1 protein-coding gene is annotated in these 319 nt (G+C 62.1%); it reads right to left on the reverse strand.

Annotated elements, in window-relative coordinates:
* Positions 1-21: 21 nt before the first annotated feature.
* A partial coding sequence (locus HHJ06_RS11700) for a hypothetical protein (RefSeq protein ID WP_215429967.1) occupies positions 22-319 on the reverse strand: 298 nt, incomplete at its 5' end.

Consider the following 319-nt stretch of genomic DNA (forward strand, 5'->3'; position numbering starts at 1 on the left):
TCTCTCTCTTCTTTCCTTCCCCTACACCTCCTCGGGAGACAGCCAGCGGAAGGACACGATGTTGAACTTCCTCCCGAACGCCTTGTTCACCGCGCTCAGCTCCGTCTCCTCCAGGGCTCCGCTCTTCATGTTGATCTTCTTGACCGGCGTTTCCGGGCTGTTCACCGGGTCCACGTAGTTGATCCCCCTCTGCACCACCGCCTCGCACCACGCGCGCGACAGCACCACCCCCTCGCGGCTGGCCAGCTCCCCGTAGGCCCGGATCGTAAACGTATCGTCACGCGTCGTCAGAATGTTGCCTAGTACTGCCAGCACGTCC

This window comes from Akkermansia muciniphila, from assembly GCF_018709685.1.
Classification (GTDB): Bacteria; Verrucomicrobiota; Verrucomicrobiia; order Verrucomicrobiales; family Akkermansiaceae; genus Akkermansia; species Akkermansia muciniphila_E.